Annotated in this window: 8 protein-coding genes and 1 pseudogene; 3 read left to right on the forward strand and 6 right to left on the reverse strand. The window is 66.7% G+C overall.

What is annotated here, in order from left to right:
• Positions 1 to 19: 19 nt before the first annotated feature.
• The 6 genes and pseudogenes from ACFVVC_RS13555 to ACFVVC_RS13580 form a co-directional block, all read right to left on the reverse strand.
• Positions 20 to 6,124 carry an Ig-like domain-containing protein gene (locus tag ACFVVC_RS13555; RefSeq protein WP_387453977.1) on the reverse strand — a complete coding sequence of 2,035 codons (6,105 nt, stop codon included), beginning with the start codon at positions 6,122 to 6,124 and terminating at the stop codon, positions 20 to 22.
• Between the two features lie 169 nt (positions 6,125 to 6,293).
• Entirely contained in the window at positions 6,294 to 12,467 is a 6,174-nt protein-coding gene (locus ACFVVC_RS13560; RefSeq protein ID WP_387453980.1) for an Ig-like domain-containing protein, read from the reverse strand.
• Positions 12,468 to 12,610: 143 nt separating this feature from the next.
• Positions 12,611 to 13,750: an adenylate/guanylate cyclase domain-containing protein gene (locus tag ACFVVC_RS13565; protein WP_387453983.1), complete on the reverse strand. Its 1,140-nt coding sequence runs from the start codon at positions 13,748 to 13,750 to the stop codon at positions 12,611 to 12,613.
• Positions 13,740 to 14,331, reverse strand: a pseudogene (locus ACFVVC_RS13570) (PH domain-containing protein). The gene ACFVVC_RS13565 and the pseudogene ACFVVC_RS13570 overlap by 11 nt, the downstream one beginning before the upstream one ends.
• The gene (locus ACFVVC_RS13575) at positions 14,324 to 15,232 is read right to left on the reverse strand and encodes a biotin--[acetyl-CoA-carboxylase] ligase (protein ID WP_387453986.1); all 909 of its coding nucleotides are present in this window, start codon (positions 15,230 to 15,232) and stop codon (positions 14,324 to 14,326) included. Before ACFVVC_RS13575 ends, ACFVVC_RS13570 begins: the two are co-directional and overlap by 8 nt.
• 109 nt (positions 15,233 to 15,341) lie before the next feature.
• Positions 15,342 to 16,229 (reverse strand): SDR family oxidoreductase, encoded by an 888-nt coding sequence (locus tag ACFVVC_RS13580; protein WP_387453989.1) that lies wholly within the window; start codon positions 16,227 to 16,229, stop codon positions 15,342 to 15,344.
• 215 nt (positions 16,230 to 16,444) lie between these two features.
• On the opposite strand from ACFVVC_RS13580, the gene ACFVVC_RS13585 reads away from it, so the two are divergent.
• The 3 genes from ACFVVC_RS13585 to ACFVVC_RS13595 are packed head-to-tail and all read left to right on the forward strand — an operon-like array spanning position 16,445 to position 19,988.
• Positions 16,445 to 18,028 carry an acyl-CoA carboxylase subunit beta gene (locus ACFVVC_RS13585; RefSeq protein ID WP_387453992.1) on the forward strand — a complete coding sequence of 528 codons (1,584 nt, stop codon included), beginning with the start codon at positions 16,445 to 16,447 and terminating at the stop codon, positions 18,026 to 18,028.
• Positions 18,025 to 18,267 carry an acyl-CoA carboxylase epsilon subunit gene (locus ACFVVC_RS13590; RefSeq protein ID WP_387453995.1) on the forward strand — a complete coding sequence of 81 codons (243 nt, stop codon included), beginning with the start codon at positions 18,025 to 18,027 and terminating at the stop codon, positions 18,265 to 18,267. Before ACFVVC_RS13585 ends, ACFVVC_RS13590 begins: the two co-directional genes overlap by 4 nt.
• Before the next feature lie 35 nt (positions 18,268 to 18,302).
• On the forward strand, positions 18,303 to 19,988 hold the full coding sequence (locus ACFVVC_RS13595; protein WP_387453998.1) for a DUF885 domain-containing protein: 1,686 nt from the start codon (positions 18,303 to 18,305) through the stop codon (positions 19,986 to 19,988).
• Positions 19,989 to 20,107: the final 119 nt, after the last annotated feature.

Genomic DNA, 20,107 nt, shown 5'->3' on the forward strand with positions numbered 1-20,107 from the left:
GTGGTGATGCTGGTTGGTGCTAGCGGTTAGGCATACCTGCCGGTGGGTTGCAGCCGACGTTGGACGTGTCGCAGCGGAGCCAGTTGCCGTTGGCCATCCCGGAGTTCAGGTGGTACCAGATGCCGCTCGGGTTGTTGGACGTCTTGTACCAGACCTGGTACCGGTCGGCCGTGGACGGGGCACCGGCGTCGAGCCAGATGCCTCCGCCGGTGCACTGGGACGGGTTGCCGGGGACGTAGCTGTCCGTGCCCTTCCGGGGTTCCGTGCAGCTGCGCACCGGGCTGGCCGTAACGTTCCAGTCCGTGGGCGGCGGCGGGGTTGGGTCTTTGCCGCTCGTCGCGTTGGCCGAATCTGCAGGACCGCACACGACGGTACAGGCCCGCACCTTGAGGTTCTTCGTGGAGCTCCAGGCACCCGTATCACGGTCATACCGGGTGGCCATGCCGACGCTCGTCCAGCCGCCTCCCTCATAGCTGACCTCATAGCGGTCGATAGCACGACCATTGTTGGCCGGCGTAGTCCAGGTCCAGTGGACCTGCTGCGTGTTGGAACTTTGTCCGCTCAGCACCGGCGCATTCGGCGGCCCATACGGGTTGCCCGTGCCGACGGCCTTCGCGTCGCTGGACATGGTGTTCTTCGTGGACGTCGCCACGATGGTCACCGTGATGTCCCGGCCGTTGGTCATGCCGCCGATGGTGCCACCGCCTGCGGCGATCGGGCCGCTCTTGCCGTCGGCGTTGTACGAGTAGGTGATCTCGCTGGCCGTGGAGCCGTTCCGCTGGGACTCGCTCAACGGTGTGAAGGTCACCTTGAGCTGCCCGCTGGTGCCGGTCTCCGCGACGGAGCCGCTGCTCACCGGGCTCGGCTTGCCGGCCGCCCGGATAGCCGCGGACTGCGGACTGGTACCGCCGGTCCCTGCCTTGTTGGTGGCAGACACCGTGAAGGTGTAGTTCGTTTCGGAGTTGTCAACGGTGACGTTCTGCGAGGTGCCGGATACCTGCTGGCTGGCCACCGGAGCCCCGCCGCGCAGCGTGGTCAGGGTGTAGGAGGAGACGGCGTCGCCGTTGTTGTTGGGTGCGGACCAGACCACCCGCAGCTGGCTCTGCGAGCCCAACGGGGTTGCCTGGGACACATTCGGGGCGGTGGGCGTGGCCGGAACACCCGCGGGGACCTCGGCTGCCGAGTAGGGGCTCCATTCGGACGGTTCCTTGGCATCATTGCGTGCCAGGACCCTGACCTTGTAGGAGACCCCGTTCTGCAGTCCCTTCCAGACGTAGCTGACGGACGTCAGGTTCTGGATCTGTGCGTTCTGGCCGGCCGGTGCCGGCGAGATTTCCAGGTCGTAGGACTTCACCGGTGACCCCTTGCTTGCCGGCTGCGTCCAGTTGACGGTCAGCTGCTTGTCGCCGAAGGCCAGCGAGGGCGCCATGGGAGTATCGGGCTTCACGTCCGGCCGGACATCGGCCGAGGCCGGGGAGCGGTCGGACTCACCGAACTCATTCGTGGCCGTCACCTGGAAGTGGTAGGTGGTGTTGTTGGTCAGGCCGTTAAGGGTGCAGGTGTTGGCCGGGCAATCCTGGCGGAACCCGCCCTCGCCATACACCGTGTACTTGGTGATGGGCGAGCCCCTGTCCGCCGGGGCGGTCCAGTTCAGCAGGGCCGTACGGTCACCCACGCTCTGCGCCTGCGGCGTGGTCGGGGCCGCCGGCTTGTCCTTGACGGTGAGGCGGATGCGCGCCGTGGCGTGCCGGGACGCGTCACCGGTCTTGTCCTCCACGGTGTAGGCCACCACCATGGTCCCGGTGAAACCGGGCGCCGGCGTGACGGTCACCGAGTCGCCGTTGACCCCCACATTGCCGCTGCCCGTCTCGGTGTTTGCGGCAATGATCTTCAGCGGGGTCTCGGGGAACGGGTTGGCATCGTTGGCGAGCACGTTGATGGTGACGGGCTTGCCCGCGGCGGCGTTGTCCTGTACGTCGTCGTTCGCCACCGGCTTGGGCCGGTTGGAGGCGGTCACCGAAAGCTGGTAAGTGGCCGTTGCCTCAAGCCCGCGAGGATCCCTCGCCTTGACCTGCACGGCGGCCCTGGTCCCGGTGGCGGTGGAGTCCGCCGCCGAGGCCTTGAGGGTCTTGCCGTCGATGCTTACGGTGAAGCCGCCGGGCGATCCGCCCACCAGTTCATACTTCATCTTTTCGAGGTCGCCCTGGTCCGGATCGGAGGTCAGCTTGCCCAGGTCAGTGCTGGCAGTGTCGCCCTTGGGAACGTCCACTTCCGAGCCGAGCAGCTCGGGCGGGTTGTTCTTGTTGGGGTCCGGTAGCACCTTGGTGCGGATGCTCAGGGTGGACTTCAGTCCGGCAGGATCGTCCGGCCCGGTCCCGTCGGTCACCTCGAACGTCAAGGACCCTGGGCCCACGTAGTCTGCTCCGGCGGTGTACTTCAGGCCGGTGCCGTCGCCAATCACGGGGTTGCCGCCGTCGGCGCCGATGAGCTTGATCCGGTCCGCCTGGGTCAGCCGGGGCGACCTGCCCTCGCGGACCTTCACCCATTCGTTGAGGTTTACGTCGACCGACTGGCCCGCTACCACCTCGATGACCTCATCCTTGGCCAAGGTGGGAACCTGCTGGCCAAGGCCCGGCACCCAGATGACCGCGGTGGACTGCAGTCCGTCCACGTCTTCCACGGTGTACGGGATGAGCTGGGGATCCTTGGTCAGGTCAACCAGGACGTTGCCGTTGCCGCCAGGCCTGGCGGTGGTGGCCTCCGTGCTGATCTTGAGGTTCTCGCCCACGCCGTCCGGGTCCTCGTCGTTCTTCAGGACCGGGACGTCGACGGCGGTCTTGCCCATTGCCTGGGCTGAGGTCACCCTGTCGTCACGGGCGATCGGCGCCTTCAGGGGCACGTTGTTATCGACCACCAGGCGGATGGTGGCCTGGGCCGTGGCGTCCCGGTCGTCGGCGATGGTGTAGCGCACGTTGACGGTTCCTGCCTCGTTCGGGGCCAGGAGGATGATGCGGCCGCTGGTCCTGCTGACCGTCGCCTGGAGTGCGGGATCGGCCTCTATACCGTCGGTCAGGATGCGGATGCGGTCGCCGTCGGGGTCGGTGTCGTTCGCGGTGGCGTCGACGGCGATCTGGCGGCCGGGGCGGACCCGGACTTCGTCGTCGACGGGGGTGGGTTTCTGGTTAACGTCTCCGCGCGGGGCGATGCCCACCGTCACGGTGCCGGTGTTCACGGCACCCTGGCGGTCAACCACCTTGTAGCGGAACGTGTCCGTTCCGGCGCCGTCGCCGGCGGCCGTGAAATCGATGAAGTTACTGCCCACCGTGGCAGTGCCCATGGCAGGGGTGCTGTCGATGCCCGTGAGCTGGACCGAGTCGCCGTCGGGGTCGATGCCGTCCAAGGGAACCGGGATCCGTACCGTCCCGGCAGCCACCACCCGGGCGGTGAGGTTCCGCGGCTGGGGCCGGGAGTTCTCCGCGCCTTCCAGCGGAAGGATGTGGATGGTAACCGCGGCGGCACTCTTCTGGCCCTGCGGATCGACGGCGTTATAGATGGCGCGTACCGTCTTGGGCTGGCTGCCGGCAATGAAGCGGAGGGTGTTCTCGGAGACGAAGCTCTTGCCGTCAGCCGGGTCCACGGCCTGCGGCAGGACGGGGTCCACGGTCAGTTCCTGCCCCTGCGGGTGCGTGTCGTTGTCAAGGACGGGGATGGTGACGACGTCGTTGACGCGGACGTTCACCTCGTCCGGTTTGGGGTGGGGTGCTTCGAGCACGGCCGGTGCCGGGACGGGCACCACCGAGACACTCCCCGTGGCGGACTTCTTGCCGTTGGACATGGTGTATTCGAACAGCAGGGGGTCCTTGGTGCCCAGGATGTCAGTGATCCGCAGGACGCTGTGGTTGATCACGCTGACCGATACCGGGGCGTTGTCCGGGATTTTGACGGACTGCAGCACCAGGACGCCGCCGGAGGGGTCGGAGTCGTTGGCCAGGGGGTCCAGCAGGACACTGCCGCCGGTGGGCATCAGTGCCACGTCGTGGACCGCGACGGGATCGCCGCCGTCGTTGCCGGATTCGACGTCCACGCGGATCAGCCCCTGGCTGCTCTGCGGCCCGTTGCTGGCGATGTACGTCAGGTACACCGGCCCGGGGGTGCTGCTGCGGAACGTGAACGTGCCGCCGTCGGTGACGGGGCCGAGTTCGGCCGGTCCGTTGGCTTCCACCTGGGCCAGGCGCAAGGCACCGCCGTTCGGGTCGACGTCGTTCTTCAAGGGCGAGATGACCAGGTCCTGGCCGACGACGGCGGTGACATGGTCCGCGTTGACCACCGGCGCCAGGGCGCCGGGTGGCTGGACGTTGACCACCACCTTGCCGGTGACCGTGGCACGGCCGTCCCAGATGGTGACTTGGACGTTCTTCTTGCCGGCGGTCGCGCCGGAATCCTGGAAGGTGAGCAGGCCGTCGCGCCGGACCTTGACCTGGTCCTGGTCGTTGTCGGCCTTCGCGTCGAGCAGGACGAGGTCGTCGCCGTCGGGGTCGATCCAGTCCGTCAGGATGTTCTGGCTGACCGTCTTGCCCTGTTCCACCAGCATGGTGGTGTCCTCGCCGCGCTTGAACTTGGGCGGCCTGTTTTCGTCGGGTCCCACGACGCTGAGCGTGACCTGCCCGGTGGCGGAGAGCCCGCGGCCGTCGGAGGCGCTGTAGTTGAAGGTCTCCGTGCCAGGTTTGGCATCCGCCGGAACGGTGATCTGGAAGGCAGTGCCGCCGTAGATGCTTTCGAGCGTGCCCGATTTGGGTGCGGCTTCCGGCGCCACGGCGGCGGTCAGGACGTCGCCGTCGGGGTCCGAGTCATTGTCCAGGACGCTGAGGATCGTGGTGCGGCCAGGTCGGACGCCGATGGCGTCGGGCTTGGTCTCCGGTGGCCGGTTGGGTTTAGTGCGGTCCGGCAGGACGTTGATGGTGTTGTTGTCCGCCGATTCCTGGTCCTGGTCATCGGACTGGTTCTTGGGCGGGACGACGTCGTCCCAGTTGTTGACCAGCTGCATGTTCTGGTTCACCAGCCACACATTGCCCGAATTCACATCATTCAAAACCACCAGGTCCCGGTTCACCCGGAACACATACGACGGCGACGCACTCGCCTTCGGCACCGCAACATTCTTGTCATCAGCATCATTGGTGCAATCCCGGACGTACTTGTTGGCCCCCGACCACGCCGCGTGCACACACCCACCCAACTGCACCGGAGCCGCAGGAACGCCCTCACCATCGAACGAGACCGTCTTCGCCGCCGCCCCGTCCAGAGGCTGCTTCAACAACGCCTTCCGCGTCGCAACGGCAACAAAATCACTGCCCGGCCCCGCCTGCTGCAACTTCGCATCCCGCGCATTCTCCAACACCAGCCGCTTACCGCCGGGCAAAAACAGGTTCCCCGCCGCGGCATCCAACACCACCGGCTTATCCCCCACCACCGTCATCTGCAGATCCCCGGAACCCTTCAACCCCTCCCAGGTACCGGACTCCGAAGACGTCACCGCACCATTGGCATCCACCCCCGTCACCGACACCACCCCGGACTTCGGGTCCGCCGAATAAATCCGGTCATCAGAACCCACCGCGGAAACAATCCCCTCAGAACCCACCATCACAGGCTCCGATGCTTCCTCATCAAAACCATTCACCGTCGACGGAGAAACCGCCCAGACCTTGCCCGACCCCGGATCCGTCACCGAAATTGTCTGCGCCCCAAAACTCACCGCAGCAGAACCCGGCAACCGCTTATCCCCACCCAGGCGCATATTCGCCGGGGACACCTGGTTCAGCGTCGAACCAGTCGCATCATCAACAAACACCTCACCCGCATGCTGCAACACATCAAACGTCGTTGACGCCGGCGTCACCGCACCATCAAGCACCCGCGAAGGATAATTCAACCGCCCAACAGCGTTCTTGGACTTCGACACCACCCACACGCCACCATCATTCAACTCAACCTCAGTGGTCTTAAACCCCGGATACAACACCGCACCCGTCACCACCACAGCCACCACCACACCAAACGCAGCCCCGGCAGCGGCCTTCTTGTGTCGCTTCGTCAGCCCAAGCTTCCCCAGCAGAGTTGTCACAGCGTTACTTTTCCCTCAGATTGTGTTGCCAGATACGGTCCGGTTCGCGGGACAGACAGTAGGCTTTCTTTCCCCGGGCCAAGACTACCGAAGCCCCGCAAGACCCCGCGATGGGGAGCTCTATCCCCAGCCGGACATCCGCCGGCCCCGCAGCCCGGTGCCGCGGCGGCTATGGCGTCGCCCCTGTTGGGAACGTGCACAGCGGTACGCCGCTCTGCGCGGGAGAGCCCAGGGTGGTGTGCAGCGACTGGATCCATCGCGTGGCGTTCGGTGAACCGCGCATGATGTAGTACCACTGGCCGTCGCCGCTGTACGTGGTGCCGTGCGGCTTCCAGCACATGACATCGAACGTGTCCAGGTGCGACATCCAGGGCCGGTCGTAGCCGCCTTGGCCATCGCACGTATTTCTCGACGGGTCATATGACGTGGCGCCGGGCAGGTCGGTGCAGCTGCGGTCCATCCCGCCGGCCAGCCGCGTGGTCCAGCGTGTCTTGGCGGCACCCGACTGCGCGGAGGCGGACGCGACCGGGCCACCGGTGCCACGCGAATTGACCGTCTGCACGTCGATCGAATGCCGCTCGTTGAAACCGGCGGTGTTGATGGTGCGGCTGCCGGAGGCTGCAACGCGTTCCCAGCCGCCGCCGTCGATCCTGATCTGGGTGTAGGCGATGTCGTGGCTGCCCGCTGCCGGGGACGCCCAGCTTAGGGTCAGGTTCTTCTGGTTCTCGGCGCCGTCCTGCCCGGCGGCCGACGGGGTGCCCGGCGAACCGTACGGGTTGGCGGTGGCCGGAGTGCTGGCGTCGGAACTGGGGGCCACCGAAGAGTTGGCGATCACGGTGATGGATGTGGAACTGCCGTTGGCGAAGCCTCCGACGGTCTGCCCTGGCCTGATTGGCCCTGACTGTCCCGTGCTGGCCCGGTAGGTGTAGCTGACTTCGGCATACGTTGAGCCGTTGCGTTCGGCGGCGGTGAGCTCGCGGAAGTCGATGGTGACGGAGCGGCCGGCGCCGCCGGTGTTGGCCTCCGTGGCGCTTACGCCCGAGACCTGTGCGAGCTTGCCCGTGGCGCGGCGCGGGGCGGACGCCGCACTGACTGCGCCCTTGCCGGCCTTGTTCTCGGCCTGCACGGTGAAGGTGTAGGACGCTTCGGAATTGTTGGCGGTGAAGTTGGCCGTCCGGACGGTGCCGGCCACCATCTGGGTTTGTGCCGCCCCGCCGCCGCCGCTCATGGTGACGTAGTAGTTCCTGATGGCGTCACCGTTGGTGTTTGGCTCGTTCCAGTCCACCTTGAGCTGGTTGGAGGTTCCCACCGAGGAGGCCACGGACGACGTCGGAGCGGCGGGTGCGGCGGGAACGCCGGCAGGGTTGTCCTCGGCAGAGTAGGGGCTCCAGTCCGAGGGGCCGAGTTCGTTGACTGCCTGGGCGCGCACCTTGTACCGGACGCCGTTGGTCAGCCCCGGCCAGGTGTAGTTCAGTCCGGCCACGCCGTTCTTGACCGCTGCCCCGTTCGCGGGCGGCGGCGAGATCTCCAGGTTGTAGTTCTTGACGGCCGAGCCCTCGGTCTTGGCTGCCGGCCACGTGATGTCCATGGTCTTGTCGCCCGCCTTGACGGCGGGCGCGTCCGGCGGTGACGGCTTTTCGTCGGGCCGGATCTCGTTGGAGGCCGGCGAGGGGTCGGATTCCCTGACCTCGTTCGTGGCGGTGACGGTGAAGACGTACTTGACGTCGTTGGTCAGGCCGGTCAGCGTGCAGGTGGTGGTGGCACACTCCTGGCTGAAGCCGCTGGCGGAGTGCACGGTGTATTTGGTGATCGCCGCGCCGTTGTCCGACGGCGGTGTCCACTTGAGCACGGCCGTCCGGCTCCGGACATCCGTTGCCGTGGGCGCGGAGGGCGCGTCGGGCCGGTCACGGACGGTGATCCTGACGCGGCCGTCGGTCTGCCGGGATACGTCCCCGGTTTTGTCCATGATCGTGTAGCGCACCACCATCACGCCTTTGAACCCGCTGGCCGGGGTGACGGTGATCGAGTCCCCCGCCACGGCGGGCTGCCCTGAGGCCGAGCCGGTCTCCACGGTGGCGGAGGTGATCCGGAGGGGCGTCTCCGGGAAGGGGTTGAAGTCGTTGGCGAGGACGTTGACGGTCTCGGACTTGCCGGCGTTCGCCTTGTCCACCACGTCCTCATTGGCTGTGGGCAGCGGACGGTTGGAGGCGACCACGCTGGCGGTGATGGTGGCGCGGACCGGATCTGAGCGGCCGTCGGTGACCTTGAGCGGGATGCTGCCCTTCCAGCCGGCGGCCCGGGCCGAATCGGGGGTGACCTTGAGGTTTGCCTTGTCCACTGTTGCGGTGAAGCCCTCGGGGAGGGAGCCGTCGAGCGCGAAGGTGAGCTTGTCCTGGTCGCCGGCGTCCACGTCCTTGGCCAGGTTGCCGAGGTCCAGGGTGGCGGACTCGCCGGCGGGAACGTCGAGGGTGGCGCCGCTGAAGGTGGGCGGATGGTTGGCGTTGGGGTCCGGGATGACCTTGGTGATGATGCTGAGCGTTGACTTGAGGCCGGCGGGGTCGTCCGGTCCTGTGCCATCAGTCACTTCGAAAGTGATGGAGCCCGGACCCACGTAGTCCTTGAGGGCGGCGTAGCGCAGGGAGTTGCCGTTTCCGGCCACCACGTTGTCCGGTTCAGCGCCCAGGACGCGGACCTTGTCCACCTGTGTGATCCGGGGTGTGCGGCCTTCCCGCACGCGGACATATTCCGCCAGGTTGAGGGTGATTTCCTTACCGGACATAATCTCCACCGGCTCGGTCTTGGACAGGCTGGGATGCTGCTCGCCCTGCCCCGGCACCCAAATGACCGCCGTCGCGCTTTGGCCGTCAACGTCGGTGACGGTGTAAGGCACCAGCTGGTCCGCCGTCCCCAGCGTGACGCGCACGGTGCCGTCGCCGGCGACGCGGGCGTTGGGGTTGCCGTCTGGCAGGCCGACCTTGAGTTCGGACGCCACGCCGTCGGGGTCTGAATCGTTCTTCAGGACCGGGACGTCGACGGCGGACTTTCCCAGTGTCTCGGCCGGGGTGACCACATCGTCCTTGGCAACCGGAGCCTTCAGCGCGGCATCAGGGCTGGCTTTCACCCGGATTACTGCACCGGACTGGGCTTTCTTGTCGTCCTGGATCTTGTAGCTGACGCTTTCGTTGCCGGCAGCATTCGGGGCCGTGAGCAGCACCTTGCCGCCGTCGGCTGCCTCCACGGTGAGGTCCGGGCGGGCTTCGAAGCCGTTGGACACCAGGGTGATCGGGTCCCCGTCCGGATCTGAGTCGTTGGCGAGGGCTTCGACGGCGATCTTGCGTCCCGGCCGGACATCCACGGCGTCGTCAACCGCGATGGGTTTCTGGTTGGTGGCCTCCGCCGGTGCGATGCCGACGATCACGGTTCCAGTGTTCTCGGCCCCGATGCGGTCCCGGACCCGGTAGGTGAAGGTGTCGGTGCCTGCCGCGTTGCCCGCCGCGGTGAATTCGAGGTAGCCGTCCTTGACCACCGCCGTACCCATGGCGGGGGCTTTGTCCACCCCGGTCAGCTGGACCGAGTCGCCGTCGCTGTCTACGCCGTCGAGGGGTACCGGGATGCGGACTGTCATGCCCGCCACCACCCGGGCGGTGAGGTTCTTTGGTTCGGGCCGGGTATTGAGTTGGTCGTCGCGGGCCCGGATCCGGATGGTGACCTGCTGGGAGTCGGACTGGCCTGATTCGTTGGTGACCTTGTAGATCGCGTACACGGTCTTGGGCACGTCGCCGGCGATGAACCGCACCGCTCCGCCTGCCGTGAAGATGCGCCCGTCCGCCGGGTCCGGCTGCTGGGCCAGCTGCGGGTCAAGGGTGAGGGCGCCGCCGTTGGGGTCGGTGTCGTTGGCCAGCACGGGGATGGTGACGACGTCCCCGGCACGGACCGTGGCCTCGTCCGGCTTGGCCTGGGGGGCTTGGAGTTTCGCCGGGGCGGGGACCACCAGCACCGCGATCTCGCCGGTGGCCGAGGCTTTGCCGTTGGAGATGGTGTATTTGACGGTGAGCTGGCCCTGGGCACGGATGTCAGTGATCCGGACTACGGAATGGTCCAGCACGGATACGCTGACGGGCAGGCCGTCCGCGGCCGACACGGACTGGACCACCAGCACGCCGCCGGAGGGATCGGAGTCATTGCCGAGCACGTCCACCAGCACGTTGCCGCCGCTGGGCAGCAACGCAGTGTCGCGCACGGCCACGGGGGCGCCGTCGCCGCTGCCAGGCACGACGTCGACCCGCACCAGTTGCTGGGCGCTGGCCGGTCCGTTCGTGGCCAGGTAGGTGACGTAGTGCGCGCCCTCGGCGGTGGAACTGAACGTGAAGGTTTGCTGGTCAGCCCCCATGGTGGCGGTGGAATTACCGTCCGGGGTGACCTGGGCCAGGCGCAGCGCCCCGCCTTGCGGGTCTGAATCGTTCTTCAGCGGCGCGATCACCGTATCCACCCCGGCGACGGCGACCACCTGGTCCGCGTTGGCGATCGGCGGCAGCGCTCCGGGCGCGCGGACGTCAACGGTGACCTTGCCCTCGGTGGTGGACCGGCCGTCCGAGACGGTAACGGTGACGGTTTTGCGCCCCGGTTCCGCACCGGAATCCTGGAAGCTGAGCAGGCCGTCAGGCCGGACCCGGACTTGGTCGCGGGGGTCGCTGCCGCTGGCGCCGACCACGAAGAGGTCGTCGCCGTCGGGGTCGATCCAGTCGGTGAGGATGTTTTGGCTGACCACCTTGCCTGCCTGCACCACCAGGGTGGTGTTGCGGTTGGGCTTTTGCCGTGGTGCCGAGTTCTCCCCTGGCGGGACGACGTTCAACGTAACGTCCGCGGAGGCGGAAAGGCCGCGGCCGTCGTCCACCGTGTATTTGAACGTCTCGGAGCCCGTCTTGTCGGCGCCGACGCTGACCTGGAACCCGGTAGCGCCGTAGATCGGCGCGAGCAGGCCTGACTTCAGGGGCTCGGGCGTGCGGACGGTCAGGACGTCGCCGTCGGGGTCCGAGTCGTTGTCCAGCACGGGAAGGACGGTGGTCTTGCCGGCGCGCACGCCGAAGGTGTCCGGTTTGGCCACGGGGGCGTTGTTGGGTTTGGTGCGGTCCGGCAGGACGGTCTGCTGCACCTCATCGGCGGAGTCCTTGTCGGCGTCGTCCGAGGTCTGTTGCGGTGGGATGACGTCGTCCCAGTTGTTGACCAGCTGCATGTTCTGGTTCACCAGCCACACATTGCCCGAATTCACATCATTCAAAACCACCAGGTCCCGGTTCACCCGGAACACATACGACGGCGACGCACTCGCCTTCGGCACCGCAACACTCTTATCATCCGCATCATTGGTGCAATCCCGGACGTACTTGTTGGCCCCCGACCACGCCGCGTGCACACACCCACCCAACTGCACCGGAGCCGCAGGAACGCCCTCACCATCGAACGAGACCGTCTTCGCCGCCGCCCCGTCCAGAGGCTGCTTCAACAACGCCTTCCGCGTCGCAACGGCAACAAAATCACTGCCCGGCCCCGCCTGCTGCAACTTCGCATCCCGCGCATTCTCCAACACCAACCGCTTACCGCCGGGCAAAAACAGGTTCCCCGCCGCGGCATCCAACACCACCGGCTTATCCCCCACCACCGTCATCTGCAGATCCCCGGAACCCTTCAACCCCTCCCAGGTACCGGACTCCGAAGACGTCACCGCACCATTGGCATCCACCCCCGTCACCGACACCACCCCGGACTTCGGGTCCGCCGAATAAATCCGGTCATCAGAACCCACCGCGGAAACAATCCCCTCAGAACCCACCATCACAGGCTCCGATGCTTCCTCATCAAAACCATTCACCGTCGACGGAGACACCGCCCACACCTTGCCCGACCCCGGATCCGTCACCGAAATTGTCTGCGCCCCAAAACTCACCGCCGCAGAACCCGGCAACCGCTTATCCCCACCCAGGCGCATATTCGCCGGGGACACCTGGTTCAGCGTCGAACCGGTCGCGTCGTCAACAAACACCTCACCCGCATGCTGCAACACATCAAACGTGGTGGACGCCGGCGTCACCGCACCATCAAGCACCCGCGAAGGATAATTCAACCGCCCAACAGCGTTCTTGGACTTCGACACCACCCACACGCCACCATCATTCAACTCAACCTCAGTGGTCTTGAACCCCGGATACAACACCGCACCCGTCACCACCACAGCCACCACCACACCAAACGCAGCCCCGGCGAACCACCGCGAGCGCAGCAGCCGGTGCTTCCAGGGCATGGCGGAACCAGGGTTTTCAGCGCGCGTTTGGTCGCGACGTTTCATGAAGTGTTATCCCCCGATAGCTCTCTGCCCCTGCCGGCAGCCGGTGGCACTGGACCCCGGGCACCACAACCATACCGCTATCCGCCAACAAGTGGACAAATTGTTTTCGGACAGCCCCCGGCCCCCGCGGCCGGGTGGAGATCTTAGTCCAGGACCAGGCCCTTGCCGCGTCCGCGGGTGAGGCGGACGGGTTTGATTTCGCCGAAACCGCGGACATTTTCCGGGTCCTGGGGAATCATGACGAACCGCTCGTCGTGCTCCAGGGCGGAGGCGGTCATGGAGTCCACCAGCACGGTTCCCGGGTCCGCGAGGGTGGTCAGGCGGGCCGCCAGGTTCACGGTGGGGCCGTAGATGTCGCCGAGGCGGGACAGGATCCTTCCCCACACCATGGCCACCCTGGCTTCGGGGAGGATTTCGTCGGCGGTGAAAGCTTCGGCGAGCGCCAGGGAGATCTCGGCACCGGCGGCGGGGGTTTCGGCGATGTAGAGGACTTCGTCGCCCACGGTCTTGACCAGCCTGCCACCGCCCACAGAGATGATTTCGGCGCATTTGTTTTCGAACCGCTGGACCAGGCGGGCCAGCGTTTTTTCGTTCATCCGCCGTGACAGGCTGGTGTAGGACACCAAGTCGGCGAAGCCAACGGCGCGTGCCAGCGGCAGCGGGGCGTCGTCCTCGTCGCCTTCCCGGCCTTCTTCGCTGGCCTGGAGGCCGGCCTCGGCGCGCACGGCGAGCCGCTGGACGCCTGCGTTGAGCTGGCGGCGCCAGGAGTACACCAGCACTTCCTCGAGTGCGTCCACCAGGGCGGGAAGTTCGTTGACCAGGCGCTTGCGGGCCACGGCGTCCGTGACGCCCTGCTCGTGGACCATGTCCTCCACGAGGGCCTCGATCTGCCACACAACCATCCGGTCCGTCATTTGGCCGATGGCGCGCGTGACTGAGATGGCTGCTTCCTCGGTGAGCTTACCGGCGCGGACCAGGTCCACCACGGTGGACAGGGCTGCCTGGTCGCGTTCGGTGAAGGCAACGTCCTCGTCGCCGAAGTTCGGGAACCCGAGGGCGCGCCAGAGTTTGCGGGCGGAGAGGAGGGAGAGGCCCGCGCCGGCGGCCACTTCACGACGACGGAGCTTGCGTTCCCCGCCCAGGAGCCGTGCTTCCAGGGCCTTCATGGCGAGGCGTTCGGCGGACATGGCGCCGGTGGGCGGGTGCCTGTCCGCGGTGGCGTCGATGGCGGCGGTGCCGGGATCGATGCTGTTGACGCGTTCCTGCTGGTCCTCATCGGTCATCCCGTCCACCTTCTCGTGTCCTCCGGAAAATCACCGGCGGGATAGTACGTCGCACCCGGCAGGGCCTCGGTGTCCGGCAGTTCCCCGATGGCGTCGAGGATAAAGTCGCGGAACCGGGCAACCTCGGGCACGTCCGGAAAGGTCACCACGCCCTGGTGCCCGGTTTCCAAGGATATATTCCCTGAGCGCACCAAGCGCTGAAGCAGGGATTCGTGGATGGTCAGGTTACGCACCGATACCAGGTTCACCTGTTGGTCGCGCCGGTTCAGCATGCCGTACCGGGCCACCATCCGCTGGCTGGTCAGGGTGTAACGGGTGCCTTGCCAGCGGAGCAGCCGCGGCAGGCAGTAGCCCAGCCATACTGCGGCGGCAGCAAGGACGCAACCGGCAACGAGCCAAGACGTCCATTGCCGGTTCAGGACCGGTGCCACCCGGGCGGCGCCGCCGCGGATGATCCAGGCGCTGGCAAAGGCTGCCAGGGCGGGCGCAAGCACGAAGGCTGCGGCGGCACCGGCCAGCTTCCTGGGCTGCGGGCGGGTGGTGACAATAACTTGTTCCCCGGGAAGGAGGCTCCTACGCATAACCGCCTTGGCCGGGCTCTTCCGGTGATGTCCACGGCCGCAGGTGCACCACGTCGCCGGCCGTGACCACGTGTTCCCGCGCGTCGCGGTCCACCACCAGCAGGGAGCCGTACTCATCCAGCCGGGAGGCGTGGCCAATGATCTCGTGGTCCCCGGGCAACTGTGCACGCACCTGCTTGCCCAGCGTGACCATCACGGCCTCCACCCGCTTATGCAGGGAGGGGCCGCCGGCCATCCCGGCTGCGGGGTCCCCGTCGGCGTTGCAGAAACTGCGGTACAGGGTGGCGAAGTGGGTGAGGTAGCTCTTCAGCAGGACTGTGCGGTCTGTCGTCCGGGCGCCTTCGAGTGCCACCGACGTGGCGGTGGGGACCGGGAGTTCGCGTTCACGCAAAGTGACGTTCAGGCCGGTGCCCAGGACCACCGGGGGCACCTTGCCGTCAGCCATGGGACCAAGCTGTGCCAGGATGCCGGCGATTTTCCGTCCTCGCACCAGGACGTCGTTGGGCCATTTGAGTTCGGCCGGGATGCCGGCGGTGTCCAACAGGGTCTCGCGCAGGGCGAGGGCGGCGATGAGGGACAACCAGGAGTAGCTCTGGGTGGGGAGGGGCCGGCCGTCCGCGTTGACGGGACGCAGCACTACTGAGACGGACACCGAGCTCAGCGGCGGCGCTTCCCAGCGCCTGTCCAGCCGGCCCCGGGCGGCTGTCTGGTATTCGGCGGTCAGGACTGAGAGGTCCGGCCAGGCTGCAGGTTCCACGGTGACGGCGCGCAGGAGGTCGGCATTGGTGGAGCCCGTCGAGTCCACGACGTCGATCCGGGGGATGCCTGTAGCGGAGAGGAAGCGCTGGTCGGCCAGGTCCCCTCTGTTCAGCGGGGCGCCCGGTACGTGCGTGTCATCCATACCTGAATCCTACCGAGCGAAGCTGGAGACTACCCATCAGCAAAGATTCCCCCCGGGTCCACCCCACCCGTTGGAAAGTGCGGCCGTAGTGGGGTGGACCCACCCGGACCTAGAGGAAGATGTCCGGAACCAATTGGTCCTCGGGCGCACCAAGGCTGTAGGGCCGGAAATCCGTGACGCCCGCGCCCGCCAGGACCTGCTCGTCCGTGTAGAAGTTGCCCGATTCCGCATCTCCGGCGGCAAGGTGGCTTCCGGTCAGGATGGCGTGGGCTGCGTCGGCCATGATCTGCGGGCCCCGCGCGGCCAGCACCATCGTTGAGCCGTGGGGCATGTTGCGGATGGCGGCCGTGTCGATCAGGGTGCACGGCCAGAGGGAGTTCACCCGGACGCCGTCGGCCTTCAATTCCTCGGCCAGGCCCAGCGTGGTCAGGCTCATCCCGTACTTCGCCATGGTGTAGGCGAGATGCTTCCCCGCCCAGGAGGGGTGGAGGTTCAGCGGCGGGGACAGCGTCAGGATGTGGCCACGTGTCGAGGCCCGGAGCGCTGGCAGCGCCAGCTTGGACAGCAGGAAGGTTCCGCGGACGTTGATGTCCTGCATGAGGTCGTACTTTTTCATGTCGACGGCGTCCGTGGTGGACAGGTCGATCGCCGAGGCGTTGTTGATGACGGCGTCTATGCCGCCGAAGCGCTCCATGGCTGCGGCCACGGCTCCGGCCACGTCCTCGTCCCGGCGGACGTCGCCCACCAGGGGCAGCGCCTGGCCGCCGGCCTCCACCAGTTCGTCGGCGGCGGTAAAAACCGTGCCCGCCAGTTTGGGGTGGGGCGTGCCGGTCTTGGCCAAGAGCACTATGTTGGCGCCGTCCCGGGCCGCCCTCTTGGCGATGGCCAGGCCGATTCCGCGGCTTCCGCCGGAGATGAGCATGGTGCGTCCTGCCAGGGAACCGGCTGCCCGGTAGGGGCTCCGGGGTGCCTGCAAAGCCTCGTCGCTTGAAGTCATGGAAACACTGTAGCCCAACTAAGTTACTGACGGGTAACATAGCGGAGAGGGTGCTGGAACGGCAGAAAATTGTAGGTTCCCTACAGCTGCGGGCGCACAAACCGTCACTAGACTTGCCACCAGGGTTCGTCTTTTGTGTGGATGCTACTTAAAGCTCCCGCGAATGCGGACCGCCAGCCAACAGAACTGACTTGCTACAGAGCCGGAGACACTTGATGAGCCACGATCTGACAACGACAGCGGGAAAGATCGCAGATTTCCGCGACCGCCAGGCGCGTGCCGCACAGCCCTCCGGCCCCGAGGCCATCGAAAAGCAGCATTCCCGCGGCAAGAACACCGCCCGCGAACGCATCGAGTTGCTGTTGGACGAAGACTCGTTTGTTGAATTCGACGCCCTCGCCGTCCACCGCTCCACCGCCTTCGGCATGGAAAAGAAGAAGCCGCTGGGCGACGGCCTGGTCTCCGGCTACGGCACCGTGGACGGCCGGCTGGTGGCCGTCTACAGCCAGGACTTCAGCGTCTACGGCGGCTCGCTGAGCCAGGTCAACGGCGAAAAGATCGTCAAGGTCCAGGAATTCGCCCTCCGCAACGGCTGCCCCGTCGTGGGGATCCTGGATGGCGGCGGTGCCCGCATCCAGGAAGGCGTGGCGTCCCTGGCCATGTTCGCGGACATCTTCCGCAACAACGTGCACGCGTCCGGCGTGGTGCCGCAGATCTCGCTCATCATGGGCCCCTCCGCCGGCGGCGCCGCCTACTCCCCCGCCCTCACCGACTATGTGGTGATGGTGGACAAAACCTCACACATGTTCATCACCGGCCCCGACGTCATCAAGACCGTCACGGGCGAAGACGTGGACATGGAAACCCTGGGCGGTGCCCGGCAGCACAACGCCACCACCGGAACGTCCACCTACCTCGCCTCCGACGAAACCGACGCCATCGAATTCGTGCGCGAACTGCTGGACTTCCTGCCCTCCAACAACCTTTCCGAGGCGCCCGTGCTGGGACACCAGCAGGAGTTGGAGGTCGACGACGACGACCTCGCCCTGGATGCGCTGGTTCCGGACTCCGCCAACCAGCCCTACGACATGCGGGCCGTCGTAGGACAGATCGTGGACGACGGGCACTTCCTGGAGATGCAGGCACTCTACGCACCCAACGTGATGATCGGCTACGGCCGCGTCGAGGGACACACGGTGGGCATCGTGGCCAACCAGCCGATGCAGTTCGCCGGCACCCTGGACATTGCCGCCTCCGAGAAGGCGGCCCGGTTCGTCCGCCACTGCGACGCCTTCAACATCCCCATCATCACTCTGGTGGACGTTCCCGGATTCCTTCCCGGCAAGGACCAGGAGTTCCAGGGGATCATCCGGCGCGGCGCCAAGCTCCTCTACGCCTACGCCGAGGCCACCGTCCCCAAGCTCACAGTGATTACGCGCAAGGCCTACGGCGGCGCCTACATCGTGATGGGCTCCAAGAAGCTCGGCGCCGACCTGAACCTGGCATGGCCCACCGCGCAGATTGGCGTCATGGGCGCCCAGGGTGCCGTCAACATCCTTTACCGCCGCGACCTCGCCGCCGTCGCGGAAAGTGGCGGCGACGTCGAAGCACGCCGCGCCGAGGTCATCCGCCAGTACGAGGAAGAACTCCTCAACCCCTACCAGGCGGCAGAGTTGGGCTACGTGGACGCCGTGATCGCCCCCTCCGATACCCGGGTCCAGATCATCAAGGGCCTGCGGGCACTGCGCGACAAACGCGCCAGCCTTCCCGCCAAGAAGCACGGGAACATCCCGCTGTGACGCCCGATCAGAAGCCGGCGGTCGAGCCAGTCGAAACCCCGCCCGCCCCACTGTTCTCCGTTGTCAAAGGACAACCGAACGCCGAGGAACTCGCCGCGCTGGCCGCCGTCGTCCTGTCCCTCGGGGGCCCGGCGCCGGCCCAGCCTGCGGCACCAAGCGTGCGGCACTGGGTGCGCCGGCAGCAGTTGCGGCTTGCCCCGTCGCCCGGCCCCGGCGCCTGGAAGCGCAGCCACGGCTGACCTGCCCTGTCGGCGCAGCCGGGTAGTCTCGGAATGTGACTACAGACACTGCACCCGCTGCGCGCCCGCATACCCGCATCGACGCCGTCGCCAACGACTACACGGACACCCTCATCAGGCTCAACCCGACATTCGCCACGACGCTTGGCCTGCCGGGCCATGAGACGGAATACCAGGACTTCTCTCCCGCCGGCATCGCCGGATTCGCCGAGGCCGCGCGCGACGCGCTGGCCGCACTGGAGGGCCTGGAGCCGGAAGACGACGTCGACGCCGTCACCCTGGACGCCATGCGGGAGCGTCTCGGCCTGCAACTGCTGATCCACGCCTCCGGTTGGGAGTATGCGGAGCTCAACAACATCGCCTCCCCCGCCCAGGATATCCGGGCCATCTTCGACCTCATGCCCACCGGCACCACGCAGGACTGGGAGCACATCGCCGGCCGCGCCGGCAATGTGCCTGCCGCTATCAGCGGCTACATAGAGTCCCTCCGCGTCGCCAAAGATGCTGGCAAAGTCGCCGCGGCGAGGCAGGTCCGGATCGTCATGGACCAGGTAACCAAGTACGCCGCCGACGACGGATTCTTCGCCAAGCTGGCGGCCGGTGCAGCCACCGCCGGCGGCCCGCTGCCCGCGCCGCTTCAGGAGAAGCTCGACGCCGGAACCGGCGCGGCCCGGAGCGCCTACAGAGGACTCGCAGAGTTCCTGCGCACCGAGCTGCTCCCGGCCGCACCCGAAAAGGACGCAGTGGGCAGGGCACGGTACGCACTCGCTTCCCGTTCCTTCCTAGGCGCCGAAGTGGACCTGGAAGAAACGTACGCCTGGGGCGTCCAGGAGCTGGAGCGCCTCATCGCGGAACAGGTACGCGTGGCCGCCACCATAAAGCCTGGCGCCACCATCGCGGAGGCCAAGGAAATCCTCAACAACGATCCCGCCCGGCAGCTGAAAGGCACCGATGCCCTGCAGGCGTGGATGCAGGAGCTCTCGGACAAAGCCATGGCCGGGCTCGCCGGCGTCCATTTCGACATCCCCGACGCCATGAAGACCCTCGAATGCCGGATCGCCCCTACGGACGAGGGCGGCATCTACTACACCGGCCCGTCGGATGACTTCAGCCGTCCCGGCCGCATGTGGTGGTCCGTCCCGGCCGGCGAGGACACCTTCACCACCTGGGCCGAGACCACCACCGTCTACCACGAGGGCGTCCCCGGACACCACCTCCAGGTGGCCACTGCCACCTACCGCCGCGAACTGCTCAACAACTGGCGGCGGAACGTCTGCTGGACCTCCGGGCACGGCGAAGGCTGGGCCCTCTATGCCGAACAACTGATGCAGGAGCTGGGCTACCTCACCGATCCCGGCGACCACCTGGGAATGCTGGACATGCAGCGCATGCGGGCCGCCCGCGTGGTCTTCGACATCGGCGTCCACCTCGAACTGGACATGCCCGGGCGCTGGGGGTCCGGCACCTGGACAGCAGAGAAGGGCTACGGTTTCCTCAAGGAAAACCTCCCCATCAGCGAAGGCCAGCTCAACTTCGAGTTCACCCGCTACCTCGGCTGGCCCGGCCAAGCACCCTCCTACAAGGTGGGCCAGCGGCTTTGGGAACAAATCCGCGCCGAGCTCGAAGCCCGCCCCGGGTTCGACCTCAAGGAGTTCCACACCAAGGCCCTCAACATCGGCTCCGTAGGACTGGACACCCTCCGCCGGGCGCTCTTGTCTTGACCCTGAACTGCGCGGCCCCAAGGGGCCCATCCTCTGCGCGCTGCTCGTTCCTCGCTTTGACGCGCGCTGCCGGATGGGCCGCTTGCTGCCTCCGCGCGAGACATTAAGCACACCCACCG

The sequence above is a fragment of the Pseudarthrobacter sp. NPDC058196 genome (assembly GCF_042882685.1).
GTDB lineage: Bacteria > Actinomycetota > Actinomycetes > Actinomycetales > Micrococcaceae > Arthrobacter.